This window comes from Nitrosospira multiformis, from assembly GCF_900103165.1.
Classification (GTDB): Bacteria; Pseudomonadota; Gammaproteobacteria; order Burkholderiales; family Nitrosomonadaceae; genus Nitrosospira; species Nitrosospira multiformis_D.
Genome location: NZ_FNKY01000001.1, coordinates 138704 through 156038 on the forward strand (window position 1 = coordinate 138704; position 17335 = coordinate 156038).

Genomic DNA, 17335 nt, shown 5'->3' on the forward strand with positions numbered 1-17335 from the left:
CTACTACTCTTTCTTAATCTTTATTTGATTCACGACCTTCGTAACCCCTTCGACAGAGTGCGCGACCGAATGCGCTTTATCCTTTTCAGCCTGACTTTTGGTTGTGCCGCCCAAGACCACTACACCATTCTTATCGGTATCAACCGAGATATGCATCGAGCTGAGATCCTTTTCGGTCGCAAGCTTGGTTTTGATCTTGCTGGTGATTACCGAATCCTTAACATATTCGCCCACACTGGAATCTGAATCTTTATCTGCGGAGAAGCTTGCAATAGGCGTCAGAAATGCGCCAATCATAAACACAGTTGCCAGAAATTTAATTGTTTTCATGAGTTTCTCCTTTGGAGGTTGATGAGTCGACAGGATGCAGCTTCTCTCGGCCCCGGTCTGTTCGGTTCCATACAAAGCTGAGCCTTATCTAATGCTCTATCTGGCACTATTCAAACTTGATCTTTCGAGCGGTAGCCCGACAAACAATATTGATGTGTCAACACTTACGGTGCAGGTTAAAGAGGCTGCGTAAGGCTGCTGCCTATGACTGCTTATGGTCCGCCTGTTTCGCTTCTGCGAAGGCCCCCACCATCCCTTCAGGTGTACCTCGGTACAATAGACAAGCTCATCCGTAATAGCGATAATTGTTGTCATTTCTCGGAACGAGTCATGACATATAATTTATTCATTTCGTTTGATCTGAGCAGCCCAGATCAGAACTACGACGAGGTAAAGAATAAAATAAAATCCTTGGGAGCCTCGTATCAGTTCCAGCGCGCACTCTTTTACCTGAACACAGCCATTAAACCTGCGGACATCTACTCGATGCTTATGTCCATTATGGGATCGACTGACAAACTCGCCGTCATTGATGCCAAAGATGGGCTGGTCAGTACCTGGGATGGGCCTCCTCTAGATGCTATCAATGATTTGTGGAACCCCACTTAAACAGGCTTTATCGACTTTAGCTGGAAAGAAGCCAATGGACCGGTTTAAATACCCGCACTGATTCTCTGATGTACTTCAGGCTAGTATCCACTACTCTGAGTTCTGTAAAACTCCTTGAGCAGCGAAGCATGCAATGCAATAAAAGGGACGATAGGGCAAGTCCTCGTGTCGCCCTGAAAAGGGTGCTACTAACAAGGGAGAGAACATGGCAAATCAGCGCGCAACTACCAAGGAACCGGAATCTTCACATGGAACGGTTGAATAAGCAGTTGAATAAATAATGAGCGGATTTAATCGCTTCCAACCCGCTTCGGCGGGTTTTTCATTGAGGAACTTTTCGGCGAATAGCTCCTCTTATAAGTATGCGCCTTTCCTCCTTTGTGGCGCCTGCCCGGCAGCCCTCTCCCTGTATCTCTGCCGGGCTTTTCATTGCTAATTATTAGTTCATCCGTATCATAGCAAATTGTAACAAACCCGTATTCCTGCGGGTGTCACGCCTTGACAGAGTGACACCCCCGGCCCGGAAACTGTGCCGGGTTTTATTGTCACAAAAATGCAATCTCATTGTGAGATTATTGACTCAGGCGGCTATCCCTATTCTGTAGAAGCCGACTGACATTTATTACCCCCTTGATAGATGTCTTCAGCCCGGTGATCCCTCCACCGGGCTTCTTCATGCCCTCCACATTCGTGAGTGTATTCACCCTCAAGCTATTTTGACTGCCTTGACCGCTGTCCAGCATCGATAGCGGTTCTTTGCTTTCCGCCAGCCATAGTGTCCCAGGTCGGGAGCAGCGGAAAGCCACCTTGTATGCACTTGGGATTCGAGCACGGAATTGCTTGGGGAATGTTGGTTTCCGTATGCTGAGCGATGCGTTGAGATCTCTCTTACTCATCTCCCGACTGTTTTCATCGGAAATCTAAAAATCCTGCCCGGTTCTTGGGATCCGTGTCCCTTTCGGCAAATCGTAGGCGTTTTAGAAATTCAGTCAATTCAGCAGACTCAGCAGATAACTTCTCAAAAATCATGATGTAACCCCAGCAGCCATCAGATGGGGAATCACTCCTTTCAGAAACGAGAATTTTTGAAAGTGGAGGATGAGACGCGGTTGCTTATGATCCAAAAGGGTGGCAGGGCGGGTAGGCTTACCTAGCTCTTAACTCTATTCTTTCCTCTCCCGTTATCAAGCCAGCAATCGCTTGCTTTAAAGCCCACTTCTTTTATGTGCGAAGTAGCAATATGGTAGCAATAGGATAAATGCTTTGCTCCATACTAATCATAACGCTTTGATTATTTGGTAGCGAATCCCAGATTCGAACTGGGGACCAACGGATTATGATTCCGCTGCTCTAACCACTGAGCTAATTCGCCACGTGTAAGACCATCCAAGGGGTTGGCATTGTGCCTTCAGAGACCTACTCTGTCAAGATTTACAAGGGTTTGCATGAGCTTTACATAAGACTTCAGGAAGCCCGGAAAGGTTCTAAATGACTGATTCTAGCTAACCTGTAGATTTAAACCGGCATAAAGAGTCCGTCATTTCTGTTGAATCAAATTGGGAAAGTGACATACCTTAGCCGGCGTCTTAAAACCGGCTGTATAATGCCCTCATGAAATTCGATGTCGTGATTGTTGGCGGCGGACTGGTTGGGGCAAGCTTGGCGCTTGCACTCAAGGATAGCGGTCTCAAAATCGCATTGGTGGAGTCGCGTCTGCCAACTCCTCTTCCCGCTGACGACAGCTGGGACAGCAGAGTTTATGCAATCAGTCCTGGGAGCGCCAAATTTCTGCAAGCCTTTGGCGTGTGGCAAGCGCTCGACGAGGATCGGATTACGCCGGTTTATAAAATGGCGGTATTCGGCGATGATAGCGCCGCACGCCTTGATTTCAGCGCCTACGATATCGGATTGACGGAACTGGCTTTCATTGTGGAAAATCGCCAGCTCCAGACCGCTGTGTGGAATGCGCTTAAGCGCCAGAAAAAACATGTCAAGATATTCTGCCCCGCAGAGTGTGCTTCGATAACCTGGAACGAGTCTCACGCCGATTTACATCTGGCGGATGGCAATGTCCTGCAAGCGGCATTGATTGTGGGTGCGGATGGCCTGAATTCCTGGGTGCGGGAACAGGCGGAGATCGGGGTCGTGCGGCATTCCTATCAACAGATAGGGGTAGTGGCCAATTTCAACGCGGAACAAAACCACCGTAATGTCGCTCACCAATGGTTCCGGCGGGATGGCGTGCTGGCACTACTGCCATTGCCGGAGACGCTGGTATCCATGGTATGGTCGGCAAATGAGGAGCGGGCTCGCGCGTTGCTCGATTTATCCGAAACGGAATTGTGTCACCAGGTTACCCAGGCTTCCTGCCGTGCATTAGGTGAGCTGCAGCTTGTTACGCGGCCCGCCGCTTTTCCGCTGAATTTCGTGCACGTAAAGAAACTGGTACAGCCGCGTCTTGCCCTCATCGGCGATGCCGCCCACGGCATCCATCCTCTTGCCGGGCAAGGTGTTAATCTGGGGTTGCGTGATGCGCGCGAACTGGCCGCAACGATCATTGCACGCGGGCTGGAATCAGATTGCGGCGATTATTTGCTGCTGCGCCGCTATGAGCGTGCACGCAAGGAAGACATTCTGGCAATGGAACTTGCCACCGATGGACTGCAGAAATTATTCAACAACACTAACCCGACGCTGGTTCGTTGGCGTAACCTGGGACTGGAAATCACCAATCGCTTACCCCTGCTGAAAGACCGATTGATACAGCATGCGTTGAGTTGAAGCTGATCCAGCAAGTCGGAAATTTGACAACAAGCACGGCGAGACGCCGCGATATTTACTTGAACTGGAGTGACCCACATCATGCGCTTGAAGCTCACTTTTCCCGCCTTATTGCTATGCATCCTTTCTGGCGCGGCTCTGGCCGATGAAGCCACCGTAAAAAAGGAGGTTGGGACACATTTTCCCGGTGAGAAAATTGAAAGCGTTAAAAAAACCCCCTATTTCGGATTATATGAAGTTGTGGTTGGGGGTGAAATACTCTATACCGACGAAAAAGCGACCTACTTCTTTTTTGGTCATGTGGTTGATCCCCAAACCAGGCAGAGTCTGACCAGCGAACGCTTGCAGCAGATAAAGGATGCCCGGCGGATAAGTATTGATTCCCTCCCGCTCGATCATGCGATTAAAACGGTCAAGGGCAACGGAAAACGCAGACTGGCAGTTTTTTCCGATCCGAATTGCCCTTATTGCAAGCGTTTGGAAAAGGAATTGACCAAGATCACCGATGTGACCATTTATACCCTGCTCTACCCCATACTTAATGGTTCATTACCCACTGCCACTTCGATATGGTGTTCCACTAACCGCCTCAAGGCATGGGATGACTTCATGCTGAGAGATATCGCTCCAACCGGAAAAAATTGTGAAACGCCCCTTGAGACACTTGTTCAAGCGGGTAAGAAAAACGGTATCAATGGTACCCCGACGTTGATCTTTGCCGATGGCTCGATCATACCCGGAATGATAACTGCTGATACGATAGAAAAGAAATTAAGCGGGGGAGCCGCCGCAAAATAACAAATGTACTGGCTTGCGGACAACCCCTGTGGAGAGGTCAACACATTTTTACCCGGATAATCCGAGTTTAACGTGTCTGGACTTGCGGGACATAACCGGTGGGCATTAATACCCACATTCTGCCGCTCTGTCTCATCTTCCCCGCCTGATCTCCGGCCTCCGGACCAAAGCCCCAGAAGAAATCGGCACGTACGTTTCCCTTGATGGCGCCACCCGTGTCCTGCGCCACCATCAACCGATGAAGCTGTTTGTCGGTATTTGGCCAGGTCGTGGCAAGAAACACCGGCGCTCCCTGGGGTACTGCGCGAGGATCGATGGCGAGACTCCTGCCCGCGGTCAGGGGTACGCCGAGCGAACCCAAGGGTCCCGGCACCCCCGCAGGTAGTTCCCGGAAAAAAACAAAGCTCGAATTCTGATATAACAACTCATTCAATCTGGCCGGATTTTTCTGGCCCCATGCCTTGATCCCCTGCATGGAAGCTTTTTCCAGGGGCAATTCCCCGCGCTCCACCAGCAACCGTCCAACGGATTTGTAGGGATGACCATTTTGATCGGAATAACCAACACGCACGATCTCGCCATTCTCAAGCGCAACCCGGCCCGAGCCCTGAATCTGCAGGAAGAATAAATCAATCGCATCATCCACCCACAAAAGCTCCTTTCCCTGCAATGACGCCGGGTTTCTCTCTATTTCGGCGCGGCTGTAATACGGTACCACCTTACGTCCTTGCAAACGTCCGCGCAACCGCATATTCTTGAGCTCGGGATAAACCTCGCCTAAATCAATCACGAGAAGCTCATCGGGCGTGGTATAAAGTGGAAAACGGTAACGCTTCGACTGCTTGCGACTGCCTTTCAACAAGGGTTCATAATAGCCGGTGATCAAGCCGTCACCGCTGCCATCGGCATTCAATACCTGGTGTGGCACAAAACGGCTCTCGAAGAATTGCCGTAGCGCGGCGCTATCCTGCCCCCGCATGGTATCAGCCTGAGAGCAGGTTTCCTGCCATAGCGGCTGATTTTTCAGGACGGCGCAGCTTCGAAGGAATGCATCCAATGCGGGTAGAATATCGTCATCCGTCCAGCCCGTCAGCGCATTCCAGTCAGTGGGTTTGAGCACGGTCATGGGAAGCGAGGCCGGCGGAACCGTGAACGCTGCTGGTTTTTCCGGAACAACGGGAACGCTCGTGCGCATGGTCGTACAGGCATTGAGTAGCAGCAACGAAGCGATGACAAGAAAACTTAATTGGTTTTTCATTGAATTTTAGTTAAAGTTGCATTTAACGAATATACATCATGCCGGACCCTATGTGGATACTACTACTAGAAGCGGGCGTAGCGTTATCGCTACTGATTCTCATCGTCTGGTGGACCCGGCCGCGAAAAAAAGATGACGAAAAAAAAGACGATGAATCCAACTGATGCGGCAGCGAACGCGGTACGATTCGACAAGTCATTTGGCAGAATACGCATCTTGATAGAATGGTTTTGTACAAAGGGACAAAAGGGGAGATCACAATGAAATACCAAAGCTTTCAAGAATTCTGCGCCTACATAGCCGAGCACAATCCCGGTCAACCCGAATATCTGCAAGCGGTTGCCGAGGTCATGGAGAGCCTCTGGCCCTTTATCACCGAGCACCCTCGTTATGCCGAACACGGTCTTCTGGATCGCCTAATCGAGCCGGAGCGAATAATCATTTTCCGGGTTGCCTGGGTAAATGATCACGGAGAGGTGAATGTCAACCGCGGTTACAGAATACAGCACAGTTCCTCCATTGGCCCTTACAAGGGAGGCACGCGCTTTCATCCCTCGGTAAATCTCTCCATCCTCAAATTTCTGGCGTTCGAACAGACTTTCAAGAACGCGCTGACCACGCTGCCGATGGGTGGCGGCAAGGGGGGTTCCAATTTTGACCCCAAAGGTCGAAGCCCGGGCGAGATCATGCGTTTCTGTCAGGCTTATATGACCGAATTGTTTCGTCATATCGGCTCCGACACGGATGTGCCGGCCGGCGATATCGGGGTTGGCGGGCGGGAAGTTGGCTTCATGGCAGGCATGATGAAAAAGCTGTCCAACCGCGCCGACTGTGTTTTTACGGGCAAGGGTCTAAGTTTCGGCGGATCTCTGATACGCCCGGAAGCCACCGGTTACGGCACCGTATATTTTGCTGAAGAAATGCTCAAGCAATCCGGCCGCTCGCTTGACGGTTTACGGGTTTCCGTCTCGGGCTCGGGGAACGTCGCACAATATGCCGTGGAGAAAGCAATGGCGCTCGGCGCCAAAGTAATCACTGTATCCGACTCCAGCGGCACCGTGGTTGATGAAGAAGGTTTCACCCCTGAAAAGCTAAGTGAGCTGATGGCATGCAAAAATCTTCGCTATGATCGAATCAGCAGTTACGCCGAATGCGCGAAAGCCAAATTTATTCCTGGCGTGCGCCCGTGGCATGTGCCGGTGGACGTCGCTTTGCCATGCGCCACACAGAATGAACTGAATGAGGAAGATGCTGCGGCTCTGATCAAGAATGGCGTAATCTGCGTCGCCGAGGGCGCCAATATGCCCTCCACGGCGGAGGCTGTGAAACACTTTGAGCACAATAAGGTGCTATTCGCCCCCGGTAAGGCCAGTAATGCGGGCGGAGTGGCGACCTCCGGCCTGGAAATGAGCCAGAATGCGATGCGTCTTTCCTGGCCGCGCGAAGAGGTGGATGCCCGATTGCTCGAAATCATGCAGGCCATTCACCGATCCTGTCTGAAATATGGTCAGCGCAAAGATGGAAGTATCAGTTATGTGGATGGCGCCAATGTGGCTGGCTTCGTCAAAGTGGCCGACGCGATGATCGGTCAGGGAGTGGTCTAAGAAACCTCTACCAGCTCTCCATGGAGTAGATACTGACAGAATCCTTCAATCGGCCGATCGGTGAAAAGCCGCTGTACCATCCACACTGGGGGATGCCTGGCTTCACGGAAGCTTTACCGTATCCAGACCGTTTTAATATTAGCAAACTCTCGAATGCCATGGTACGACAGTTCCCTGCCAAAACCGGAAGCCTTCGTTCCACCAAAGGGTAGGCGCGGATCGGATCGAACCATGCCATTGATAAAGGTGCAACCGGCCTGAATTTGCCGCGCGATTTTCTCCGCATATTCGGTATCACGGCTCCAGACGCTGGAACCAAGACCGAAACGGGTATCGTTGGCAATGTGAACGGCCTCTTCTTCATCAGCGGCGCGTATCACCGCAGCCACCGGCCCAAACAATTCTTCGTGATACGCCCGGGTTTTCGCCGTTACCCCTTCCAGTATCGATGGCGGGTAGAATGCCCCCTCTCCCGATATCGGCTCGCATCCGAGAACCGCATGTGCACCTTGCGCGATCGAATCGGTTACCTGCTCATGCAGCGCCTGCCGCAAATCAAGCCGCGCCATTGGACCCATTTGGGTTGCTTCGTCCAGTGGATCACCCATTCTCAAGTCTTCCGTTTTCTTGATGAACAGCGATAAAAACTCGTCAGCGATTTCCGCAACGGGAATAATGCGCTTGGCTGCAATGCACGATTGACCGCAGTTCTGAAAGCGCGACCTGACCGCAATACTGGCGGCCTGTTCCAGATCCGCATCCTTCAATATAATGAACGCATCCGATCCGCCCAGCTCCAATACACATTTCTTCAAATGCTGGCCCGCATGCGAGGCAACTGCACGCCCGGCAGCCTCCGAACCTGTGAGTGTCACCGCATGAACGTAATGGCTGGCGACGACTTCAGCCACATCGGCGGACTCGATCATGAGCGCGGCAAAGAGGTGGGGAGAAAATCCCGCGTCAAGAAACAATTGCTCCAGCGCCAATGCGCATTGCGGTACGTTGGAGGCGTGTTTCAGGACACAGGCGTTACCCGCCATCAGCGCGGGCGCCGCAAAGCGGATGACCTGAAAGAACGGGAAGTTCCAGGGCATCACGCCCAGGACGACGCCGATTGGATCATAAGAAACATAACTCTTGCCCGCATCCGTCCGGACTATCTCGGCTTGCATGAAATGTTCGGCATGCACTGCATAATAATCACAGGCAAGCGCACATTTTTCCACTTCCGCGCGACCCTCACGCAGCGGCTTCCCCATTTCGACCGCCATCAGCCCGGCATATTCGTTAACCCGCTCGTGTAGCAGCATGGCGGCGCGGTTCATATGCTCCGCCCGTTCAGCAAATGTGGTGTGCAATGAGCGTTGCTGAGCGTTGTACGCCTGCTCCAGAATTGACGCGAGATGATGGCTATCCCAGCTGGTATAAGTTTTCAAGGTTTTATTGGTCGCGGGGTTCAGGCTGATATACGGCATGATGTGCTATTCTTTAAAGTGTCAAAGTTAAAGGATGGTCAGCGGCCAAAATTCCAGCCGCTTTCCGTTCGATTTTTCATTCCGGATATTTATTATATATAGCAGGTTATGAAAAAGTTTTTTGCGAGAACAGCGAGCGCAGCGGGATTATTCTTTGCGCTCTACGCAGGGTCCCTCGCGGCCAGCCCGGACGATGATTTCATCGCCATGAGGCAGGCATTTCAGGTGGGAGACTCCGTCCGCGTAGCCTTGTACGCCCAGCGGTTTCAAGGACATGTGCTGGAACCATACGCCGCTTACTACGAGCTCCGTCCCCAGTTGGAAAATATCAATATGAGTGCGGATACCATTAAAAAGTTTCTTACCCGCTATCAGGACAGCCCACTAAGTGATCGACTGCAGGGTGAATGGCTGAAAGCTTTAGGCAAGACACAGCAATGGGAGCTATTCGTGGAGGCGTATCCCGGGGGGATTAATGGAGATACCGAACTCACCTGCTATTCCCTGCAGCAGCGCCTTGGCGCAAACGATGACAATGCGTTTAACGCGGCGCGCCCGCTATGGTTCAACGGACGCGACCTGCCGGCAAGCTGTACACCGGTATTCGAGATACTTCTTAGCGCGGGAACACTGACATCGGACGATGTGTGGACACGCCTCCGCCTGGCGCTGGAAACAGGCAACGTGAGCGTGGCGAAACGCATCAACCAGTACCTGCCAAGTAATCAGGCACTCAGTGAACGCAAGTTGACCGCCGCCACGGACAATCCCCTACGCTATCTGGAAAAGCATCGGAACGAGATCAAGACTCGCGCCGACCGGGAAATTGCCCTTTTCGCGATGCTGCGCCTGCTTCGCAGCGGCCCTGACCAGGCTTATGTGTATTGGACCCGGATACGCGGACAATTCAACGAGAAGGACCGATCGTACTTCATGGTGCAATTGGCGGATCAGGCTGCGCGCAGACTTAACCCGCGTGCATTGGGCTGGTTCAGGGAAGCTGCCAGTACCAGCAGCGCACCGGTTCCGTTATCGGATGCACAGCTTGGCTGGAAAACCCGCGCGGCGCTGCGCGTTGGAGACTGGGGATTGGTATTGGAGACCATCGAGGCCATGTCGGACACAGAAAAAGAGACAGGGGTATGGCGTTACTGGAAAGCGCGAGCCCTGAAAGCCCAGGGCAAGACAGTAGAAGCCAATGCCATCCTTGCTCCATTAAGTGCCGAGCATAATTTTTATGGTCAACTGGCCGAAGAAGATTTAGGGGTTGTGATGAGTGCGCTTACCGAACCTTATAAAGCCACAAGGGAGGAAATTACCGTTATCGAGCGGTCGCCAGGAATTCAGCGGGCGCTCGCTTTGTATCGCATGAATCTGCGTATCGAGGCCATCCGTGAATGGGCTTGGGCGATACGCGATCTCGACGACCGGCAGCTACTTGCCGCGGCTGAAGTCGCGCGACGTAACGGACTCTATGATCGCGCCATTCATACCGCTGATAGAACCCGGCTACAGCATGATTTCAGCCTGCGCTTCCCCGCCCCTCATCGCGAGGCGATGCGCGACGCCTTGAAGCAGCAGGAGCTTGACGAAGCCTGGGTGTACGGTCTTATCCGCCAGGAAAGCCGCTTTGTTAGCGATGCCAGATCCAGCGCCGGGGCGATGGGCCTGATGCAATTGATGCCGGGTACCGCAAAATGGGTAGCAAAAAAAATGGGGATGCAGAAATATCATAAAACCCTTGTCACCGATATCAATACCAATCTGATGTTGGGTACGTACTATCTCAAGCATGTTCTGACCTTGTTCGACAACCAGTCGCTGATGGCTTCCGCGGCGTACAATGCCGGTCCGGGACGGGCACGGCAATGGCGCGATGAAAAACCGCTGGAAGGCGCCATCTATGCCGAAACTATTCCTTTCAATGAAACCCGCGACTACGTAAAAAAGGTAATGAGCAACTCCATGTACTATGCCAGCACCTTCGGTCATCAGATGAGGACTCTCACGCAACGTCTCGGCATCGTCCCGCCAAAATCGAACGGCGTAAATGTTTCCGAAGAGGAAGAAAATAAGCCAGATGAAAATCAATAATGTATGCATTGTTGGCGGCAGTGGATTTGTCGGCAAGCACATCGCAAACCTGCTGACGACACGGGAAATCAACGTACGTATCCCCACTCGCCACCGCGAACGCGCCAAAGAACTGCTGGTGCTGCCGACAGCGGATGTCGTGGAAGCCGACGTGCACGACGACGCCGCGCTTGATCGCCTGCTGGTGGGCATGGATGCGGTGATCAATCTGGCCGGCATTCTGCATGGTGACTTTAGAGCCGTGCACGTGGAACTGCCGCGAAAAATCGTGGCTGCATGTACGCGTAATGGAATAACACGGTTATTGCATATGAGCGCGCTTAACGCGGGCATTGATCGCCCCAGCGAATATCTGCGCTCCAAGGGGGAAGGCGAACGGATCGTGATGACGTCCAGCTTGACGGCCACTGCTTTCAGGCCATCGGTCATCTTCGGACCCGGGGATTCTTCTCTCAATCTATTTGCCAGGCTGGCACGGTGGCTGCCGGTATTGCCGCTGGCATCGCCCGACGCAAAATTCCAGCCGGTGTTTATCGAGAACGTGGCGCAGGCCTTCGCGGCCAGCCTGGAGAATCCCGATACCACTGGTCAGAGTTACGATCTGTGTGGCCCCCAATGCTACACCCTGCGGCAATTGGTAGCGTATGCAGCGCATATAACGGGACATAACCCGGCCATTATCGGTCTTAGTGACAGTCTCTCCTATCTGCAGGCATTGATGATGGAGTTTCTGCCCGGCAAGCTCATGACCCGCGACAATTATTATTCGATGAAAATGGATAGCGTATGCGGTCCTGATCATAGTAATCTCGCGGAAGTCTGGGGTATCCGGCCCACCGCACTGGAAGAGGTGGCACCGCTGTACTTGGCAAACCATATGCCGCGTGAGCGGTACGATCGCTTCCGCCATCGGGCGGGACGATAAAAAGATCGTTCTCCGACACTCATGAAAATCTACCTGGTTGGCGGCTCTGTACGCGACGAGATTCTGGGCCTGCCGGTGACCGACCACGATTACGTCGTTGTGGGATCTTCGCCGGACGAGATGGTACGGCTTGGCTATCGCCCGGTAGGAAAGGACTTCCCCGTTTTTCTTCATCCCCAAAGCCAGGAGCAATACGCGCTCGCCCGTACCGAGCGTAAGGTGTCGCGCGGTTACAAGGGCTTTGAAGTTTACGCCTCCCCCGAAGTCACGTTGCGAGAGGATCTGGCACGGCGCGACCTCACCATCAACGCCATCGCCGAGGATCAGGATGGCAATATCATTGACCCATTTGACGGCGTGGCCGATCTCGAAGCCGGGGTGCTGCGCCATATCAGTCCGGCATTCACCGAAGATCCGGTGCGAATACTGCGAACAGCGCGCTTTGCCGCGCGCTTCGGCTTTCATATTGCGCCGGAGACCCTTGCCCTGATGAACGAGATGGTGCACAACGGTGAGGTGGATGCACTGGTGCCGGAACGCGTGTGGCAGGAGTTTGCTCGCGGGTTGATGGAACACAAGCCTTCGCGCATGTTTTATGCGCTCCGCGCATGTAGCGCACTAACCCGCATCATGCCCGAGGTGGATGCGTTGTTCGGCGTACCCCAGCCGGCGCAACATCATCCCGAAATTGATACCGGGGTGCATGTAATGATGGTGATCGATCACGCCGCATCAAAGGATTATTCCCTGCCGGTACGCTTTGCTTCGCTAACCCACGATCTCGGCAAAGGCACCACGCCGCCCGAGGAATGGCCGCGCCATATCGGCCACGAAGCCCGCAGCGTGAAGCTGGTGAGGGACTTAAGCGAACGCATCCGGACTCCCAATGATGCGCGTGATCTGGCATTGCTTGTCGCACGCTACCATGGCGACGTCCACCGCGCGGCGGAACTGCGTCCCGCAACCATTGCGAACATGCTGCAAGGCGTGGACGCCTATCGCAAGCCGGAACGCTTCGAAGAATTTCTGCAAGCCTGTTCGTGCGACTTTCATGGCCGGCCCGGTTATGCCGAAAAGCCTTACCCCCAGGCTGAACGGTTGCGCGAAGCGTTCTATGCGGCCAGAAGTGTGGATGCAGGTGCAATTGCCGCAGAATTAGCCGGGTCCGTTGCTGACTCTACCCGCTTACCGGCTGCAATCAATACGAAGGTTAGCGAAGCGCGCATCAACGAAATCAAGGCACGACTGGCTTAAGTTCAGCGCGTAGCGCATCAATAAGCGAAGCGCAATACCATTGCCCTGCCTGATTATCGTCGTGCGCAGCAGCCTGCCGGACTTGAAAGAAATGACGAGGTGATAATTATTCTTATCGCGGTTTGCGTGGTGCCTTGGCGAACAGCCAGTCATAGAGAAAATCAGGAAGTAACTTTAAAATCCGTGCGACGATTGCCATTTGCCAGGGAATCACGGCGAACAATGTTTTATTCCCGATAACACGAGCGATTTTTCCGGCAGCGTCTTCCGCCGTCAGGATGAATGGCATGCGATAGGGGTTATTCGCTGTCATCGGTGTGACGACATAGCCGGGACAAATGGTAATGACGGACACACCCTTGCCGTGCATTTCCACGCGCAGGCTTTCCAGATAGCTGATGGCGGCGGCTTTGGATGCCGAGTAGGCGCCACCGCCGGGAAGACCTCGATAGCCGGCAACACTGGCGATACCGACCAGACTGCCTCGGCCCGATGTCCGCATTGCAACAATAAACGGCTGAAAAAGATTGACCATCCCCGTGACATTGGTGGCGAGGATGTTCTCGAAAACTTTGCTATCTTCGGCGTACTCCGTGAGGGTGCCGCGACTGATGCCGGCATTAGCGATGACGATATCGGGACAGCCATGGCGCTGCATGAAATCTTGCGCCACCGCCTGGATTGAAAGCGCATCGCGCACATCCGCGACATAGGTCGACGCGCCGGATAGCTCCGCGGAAAGGGTTTCCAGCAGGTCTTGGCGCCTTGCGATCAAACCAACCGTTGCGCCCAAGCCTGCATAGTGTTGCGCCAGTGCCCGGCCCAAGCCGCTGGACGCGCCGCTAATTATCACTTTTAACGGCATTAAGTTTGCCGGGTTTGCGTGAAACAAGCGGGCCGGGGAGATATCACGTTATTTCTTTGTCTTCTCCTTGCGTACTTTCTCAATCAACTCATCCAGTATCTTAATGACATCCTCCGGTGTGCCACCCATCCTTCCGCTGGTCAGGTACTTGCCGTCCACCACCAGAGCGGGGACACCGGTGAGCTGGTACTCCTTCGACATACGTACGGACTGGGGCACCTGCTGGTTCTGCACCGAAAAAGAATTGTAGGCGTCGATAAATTTCTGCCGGTCTATTCCCTGTTTGGCTATCCAATCAAACAATACCTCATCTTTAGTCAGGTCAATCTTGCCGATATGAATCGCGTCGTAGACTTTATCGTGCAACCTGTCTCGTGCTCCAAGCGCTTCCAGGGCGTAAAAAGTTTTTGCGCCAGGAGTCCAGTTGATGCGAAAGATAGCGGGAACGTAACGAAAGCTTACATCTTTCGGTATTCTCTTGAGCCAGGCGCTGATGTGTGGATGCAAAGCGTAGCAGTGCGGGCAGCCGTACCAGAAGAATTCAAGAACCTCGATATTTTTCCCGCTGTCCGTTGGCTGGGGTTGAGTCAGAACCGTGTAATCACGGCCTTCCACGAGTTCGGCCCGAACGCTGGAGATACCTGTGATACCCATGCCGATAAGCAGAAGAACCGCCGCAAATAAACGCATTGAATTCATTTTTTCTCCTTGAGATAAACAGAGTACCTTGTTTGCGGCGCTTGCAAAATAAGCCGCCCCTTATTGCGCGCCTTCATGCACCTTCATGAGACTGCTCTGAACGCCATTTTGTTGCAAGGAAGCACGAACCTGATTGATGTCGGCCATTGAGGTAAAAGGCCCGACACGTACCCTGTGCCAAATCCCCTTTTCCGACAAGTCGGCGGATTGCACAGACGCTTCTACGCCGAGCATCGCCAGTTTCGCTTTCAGATTATCGGCATCGTCGCTATTCTGGAAAGATCCTGCTTGCAGAAAATACTTATCTCCGGACGACGGCTGCTGTGCCGCCTGTTTGAATTGCTGTTCTGTTACAGACTCCTCGGCACCAGGCAGCATTTTGTAAAATTCAAAGCGAGGCTTGCCATCAGGCGTTTTCGCCGATTTGTCTTCAATACCAGATGCGGCACTCTTTTGTATTTGGCCAATTTGACCTGCGGCGCTTTTCTCGCCATCGGCGAGCTTGTCCTGGGAGATGAATGGACTCGGCGCATTGTTAATAACCATCCACATGCCAATGGCACTGAGTAGACCCAGCGCATAGCCGATAAACAAACCCAGCAAAAGAGGATTCCCCATTATGCCGGAGGCTGGAGAATTAGGACGGGTTTTGTAATCTCGACTCATGAGAAATATTATCCTAAATCCGGCAGTTGACCGCTCATGAGCTGCTCATTTTTTTGCTGAGCGCCATGGCGCATAATGACTTTTTGCATGACTTGACCTTTACTTTCCGGATGAGTTCGCCACTCACCACCGGATGAATATGCTTTTCTACATTTTCTCGGGAGCGCTCACGCCCAGCAGTTCCAACCCATTCATCAGCACCTGCCTTACCGCGGCAATCAGTCCCAGCCGGGAGAGCCGCAACGGAACCTCCGGCACAAGAAATCGGGTAGCATTATAATAACTGTGAAATTCCCCCGCCAGTTCCCGTAAATAAAAGGCGATCAGATGAGGAGAGAGTTCCCTCGCCGCCGCTTCCACCATTTCGGGATAATCAATCAGTTTTTGCAGCAGGGATAATTCCGCCGGGCTCGTAAGCGGAGCCATATCCGCGGTAACAAGCGTCTCACAAGCTTCGCCCCATTGTTCCAGCACGCTGCAAACTCTCGCATGGGCATACTGGATGTAATATACCGGGTTATCATTGCTTTGCGATTTGGCCAGATCCAGATCAAAATCCAGATGCTGGTCGCTTTTGCGCAGGACGTAAAAAAATCTTGCCGCATCATTACCCACTTCCTGGCGTAATTCCCGCAACGTCACGAATTCTCCCGAACGAGTAGACATGGAGGCTTTTTGGCCATCACGGTAAAGTATCGCGAATTGCACCAGAGCGATTTCGAGTTTTTCCGGGTCGAGCGCCAATGCCTGCAGGGCACTTTTCACCCGAGGGATATAACCATGATGATCGGCTCCCCACACATCGATAACACGCTCGAAGCCGCGCTCGAATTTATTGAGATGATAGGCAATGTCGGATGCGAAATAGGTGAACTGTCCATTTTCTCGTTGCACAACCCGATCTTTTTCGTCGCCGAAATGCGTTGAACGGAACCACTTGGCACCATCCTGCTGATACAGGTAATCCTGTTGTTCGAGCAATTGCACCACTTGCGCTACTGCGCCGCTGTCAAATAACGATTGCTCGGAAAACCAGGTATCGAAAACGACTCCGAATTCCATCAAGTCATTGCGGCAATCGCCCAGTTGCTCGGTAAGAACAAAATTATGGATGTATGCATAATCCTGTCCCAGCAATTTTTTGGCCGTGGCGATTAACCGGTCGAGCTGGGCCTCGGTATCCGCATCCGCTCCGGGGGAGATGCCCTCAAACAGCAAATCAGGTTGATGCAGATAGCGCTCCCCATGTGCCTTGTGAATCAGCCGTGCCATATCGCGTACGTACTCGCCCTGATAAGCGCTACCGGGAAAGTGCAACACGGCCCCATGCAATTCCAGATAACGCAGCCAGGTGGAAAGCGCCAGAATATCCATCTGCCGCCCCGCATCGTTAACATAGTATTCGCGCGAGACGGAAAACCCGGCGGCCGCCAGCACATTCGCCAGACTTGCGCCAAATGCGGCACCACGCCCGTGACCCACATGCAGCGGCCCGGTAGGGTTGGCCGAAACGAATTCCACCTGAAGTTTTATACCCGCACCAATGTTGCCATGACCAAACTTTCCGCCACCTTCCAGTACATAGCGCGGAAACCACTGTTTGACGAACGTCTTGAGAAACAGATTGATGAACCCGGCACCCGCGATCTCGACTTTCTCCAGATAAGGCGAGGCGGATAGCGCATTCATGAGCAGACCGGCGATATCGCGGGGGTTCCGACGCAACGGCTTGGCCAGTTGCATCGCGAGATTGCAGGAGTAATCGCCGTGATTAGCCTGCTTGGGGCGTGCGAACTCGATATCCACATCTAAATCTAGCGGGGCGATCTCACTTAGAATTGGACGCAGAAGTTCGGTGAAATGGGATTTGAAGTTGGGCTGCGCTGGCGGATTCATGGCTTTGTCATAATGACGGGTTATTTGCAATCGTTATTATAACGATGTTGAGGCGGATTACGCTCGCCAGTTTGATTT

General features: G+C 52.9%; 15 protein-coding genes and 1 tRNA gene. 8 read left to right on the forward strand and 8 right to left on the reverse strand.

Annotated elements, in window-relative coordinates:
- Positions 1–3: 3 nt before the first annotated feature.
- Complete coding sequence (locus BLR00_RS00630; RefSeq protein ID WP_074630334.1) at positions 4–330, reverse strand: BON domain-containing protein; 327 nt, start codon at positions 328–330, stop codon at positions 4–6.
- Between the two features lie 330 nt (positions 331–660).
- Between BLR00_RS00630 and BLR00_RS00635 the strand changes: the two genes are divergently transcribed.
- Positions 661–939: a hypothetical protein gene (locus BLR00_RS00635; RefSeq protein ID WP_074630335.1), complete on the forward strand. Its 279-nt coding sequence runs from the start codon at positions 661–663 to the stop codon at positions 937–939.
- Positions 940–2235: 1296 nt separating this feature from the next.
- Here the strand turns inward: BLR00_RS00635 and BLR00_RS00645 are convergent.
- Positions 2236–2311 (reverse strand) — tRNA-Met (locus BLR00_RS00645).
- Positions 2312–2550: 239 nt separating this feature from the next.
- Between BLR00_RS00645 and BLR00_RS00650 the strand changes: the two genes are divergently transcribed.
- A complete protein-coding gene (locus tag BLR00_RS00650) occupies positions 2551–3720 on the forward strand; it encodes a UbiH/UbiF family hydroxylase (protein ID WP_074630337.1) in 1170 nt (389 codons plus the stop codon).
- Positions 3721–3801: 81 nt separating this feature from the next.
- A complete protein-coding gene (locus tag BLR00_RS00655; protein WP_074630338.1) occupies positions 3802–4518 on the forward strand; it encodes a DsbC family protein in 717 nt (238 codons plus the stop codon).
- A 67-nt stretch (positions 4519–4585) separates the two neighbouring features.
- On the opposite strand, the gene mltA is transcribed toward BLR00_RS00655, so the two are convergent.
- Positions 4586–5776, reverse strand: coding sequence for a murein transglycosylase A (gene mltA, locus BLR00_RS00660; RefSeq protein WP_074630339.1), 1191 nt, complete (start codon positions 5774–5776; stop codon positions 4586–4588).
- A gap of 38 nt (positions 5777–5814) precedes the next feature.
- Between mltA and BLR00_RS16860 the strand changes: the two genes are divergently transcribed.
- The gene (locus BLR00_RS16860; protein WP_256324016.1) at positions 5815–5940 is read left to right on the forward strand and encodes a hypothetical protein; all 126 of its coding nucleotides are present in this window, start codon (positions 5815–5817) and stop codon (positions 5938–5940) included.
- 96 nt (positions 5941–6036) lie between these two features.
- On the forward strand, positions 6037–7380 hold the full coding sequence (gene gdhA / locus BLR00_RS00665) for an NADP-specific glutamate dehydrogenase (protein ID WP_074630340.1): 1344 nt from the start codon (positions 6037–6039) through the stop codon (positions 7378–7380).
- Positions 7381–7493: 113 nt separating this feature from the next.
- Here gdhA and BLR00_RS00670 read toward each other — a convergent pair whose 3' ends face one another.
- The gene (locus BLR00_RS00670) at positions 7494–8858 is read right to left on the reverse strand and encodes an NAD-dependent succinate-semialdehyde dehydrogenase (protein WP_074630341.1); all 1365 of its coding nucleotides are present in this window, start codon (positions 8856–8858) and stop codon (positions 7494–7496) included.
- A 108-nt stretch (positions 8859–8966) separates the two neighbouring features.
- Between BLR00_RS00670 and BLR00_RS00675 the strand changes: the two genes are divergently transcribed.
- From BLR00_RS00675 to BLR00_RS00685, 3 genes are read left to right on the forward strand one after another with little or no spacing between them, the layout of a single operon-like run.
- Positions 8967–10952, forward strand: coding sequence for a lytic transglycosylase domain-containing protein (locus tag BLR00_RS00675; RefSeq protein WP_074630342.1), 1986 nt, complete (start codon positions 8967–8969; stop codon positions 10950–10952).
- The gene (locus BLR00_RS00680) at positions 10939–11877 is read left to right on the forward strand and encodes a complex I NDUFA9 subunit family protein (protein ID WP_074630343.1); all 939 of its coding nucleotides are present in this window, start codon (positions 10939–10941) and stop codon (positions 11875–11877) included. Before BLR00_RS00675 ends, BLR00_RS00680 begins: the two co-directional genes overlap by 14 nt.
- A gap of 21 nt (positions 11878–11898) precedes the next feature.
- Complete coding sequence (locus BLR00_RS00685; protein WP_074630344.1) at positions 11899–13131, forward strand: multifunctional CCA addition/repair protein; 1233 nt, start codon at positions 11899–11901, stop codon at positions 13129–13131.
- A gap of 112 nt (positions 13132–13243) precedes the next feature.
- Here BLR00_RS00685 and BLR00_RS00690 read toward each other — a convergent pair whose 3' ends face one another.
- From BLR00_RS00690 to argS, 4 genes are all read right to left on the reverse strand, one after another.
- Positions 13244–13996 carry an SDR family oxidoreductase gene (locus BLR00_RS00690; RefSeq protein ID WP_074630345.1) on the reverse strand — a complete coding sequence of 251 codons (753 nt, stop codon included), beginning with the start codon at positions 13994–13996 and terminating at the stop codon, positions 13244–13246.
- Positions 13997–14044: 48 nt separating this feature from the next.
- A complete protein-coding gene (locus tag BLR00_RS00695; RefSeq protein WP_074630346.1) occupies positions 14045–14695 on the reverse strand; it encodes a thiol:disulfide interchange protein DsbA/DsbL in 651 nt (216 codons plus the stop codon).
- Between the two features lie 60 nt (positions 14696–14755).
- Positions 14756–15361 carry an SPOR domain-containing protein gene (locus BLR00_RS00700; protein WP_074630347.1) on the reverse strand — a complete coding sequence of 202 codons (606 nt, stop codon included), beginning with the start codon at positions 15359–15361 and terminating at the stop codon, positions 14756–14758.
- 147 nt (positions 15362–15508) lie between these two features.
- Positions 15509–17257, reverse strand: coding sequence for an arginine--tRNA ligase (gene argS, locus BLR00_RS00705; RefSeq protein WP_074630348.1), 1749 nt, complete (start codon positions 17255–17257; stop codon positions 15509–15511).
- Positions 17258–17335: the final 78 nt, after the last annotated feature.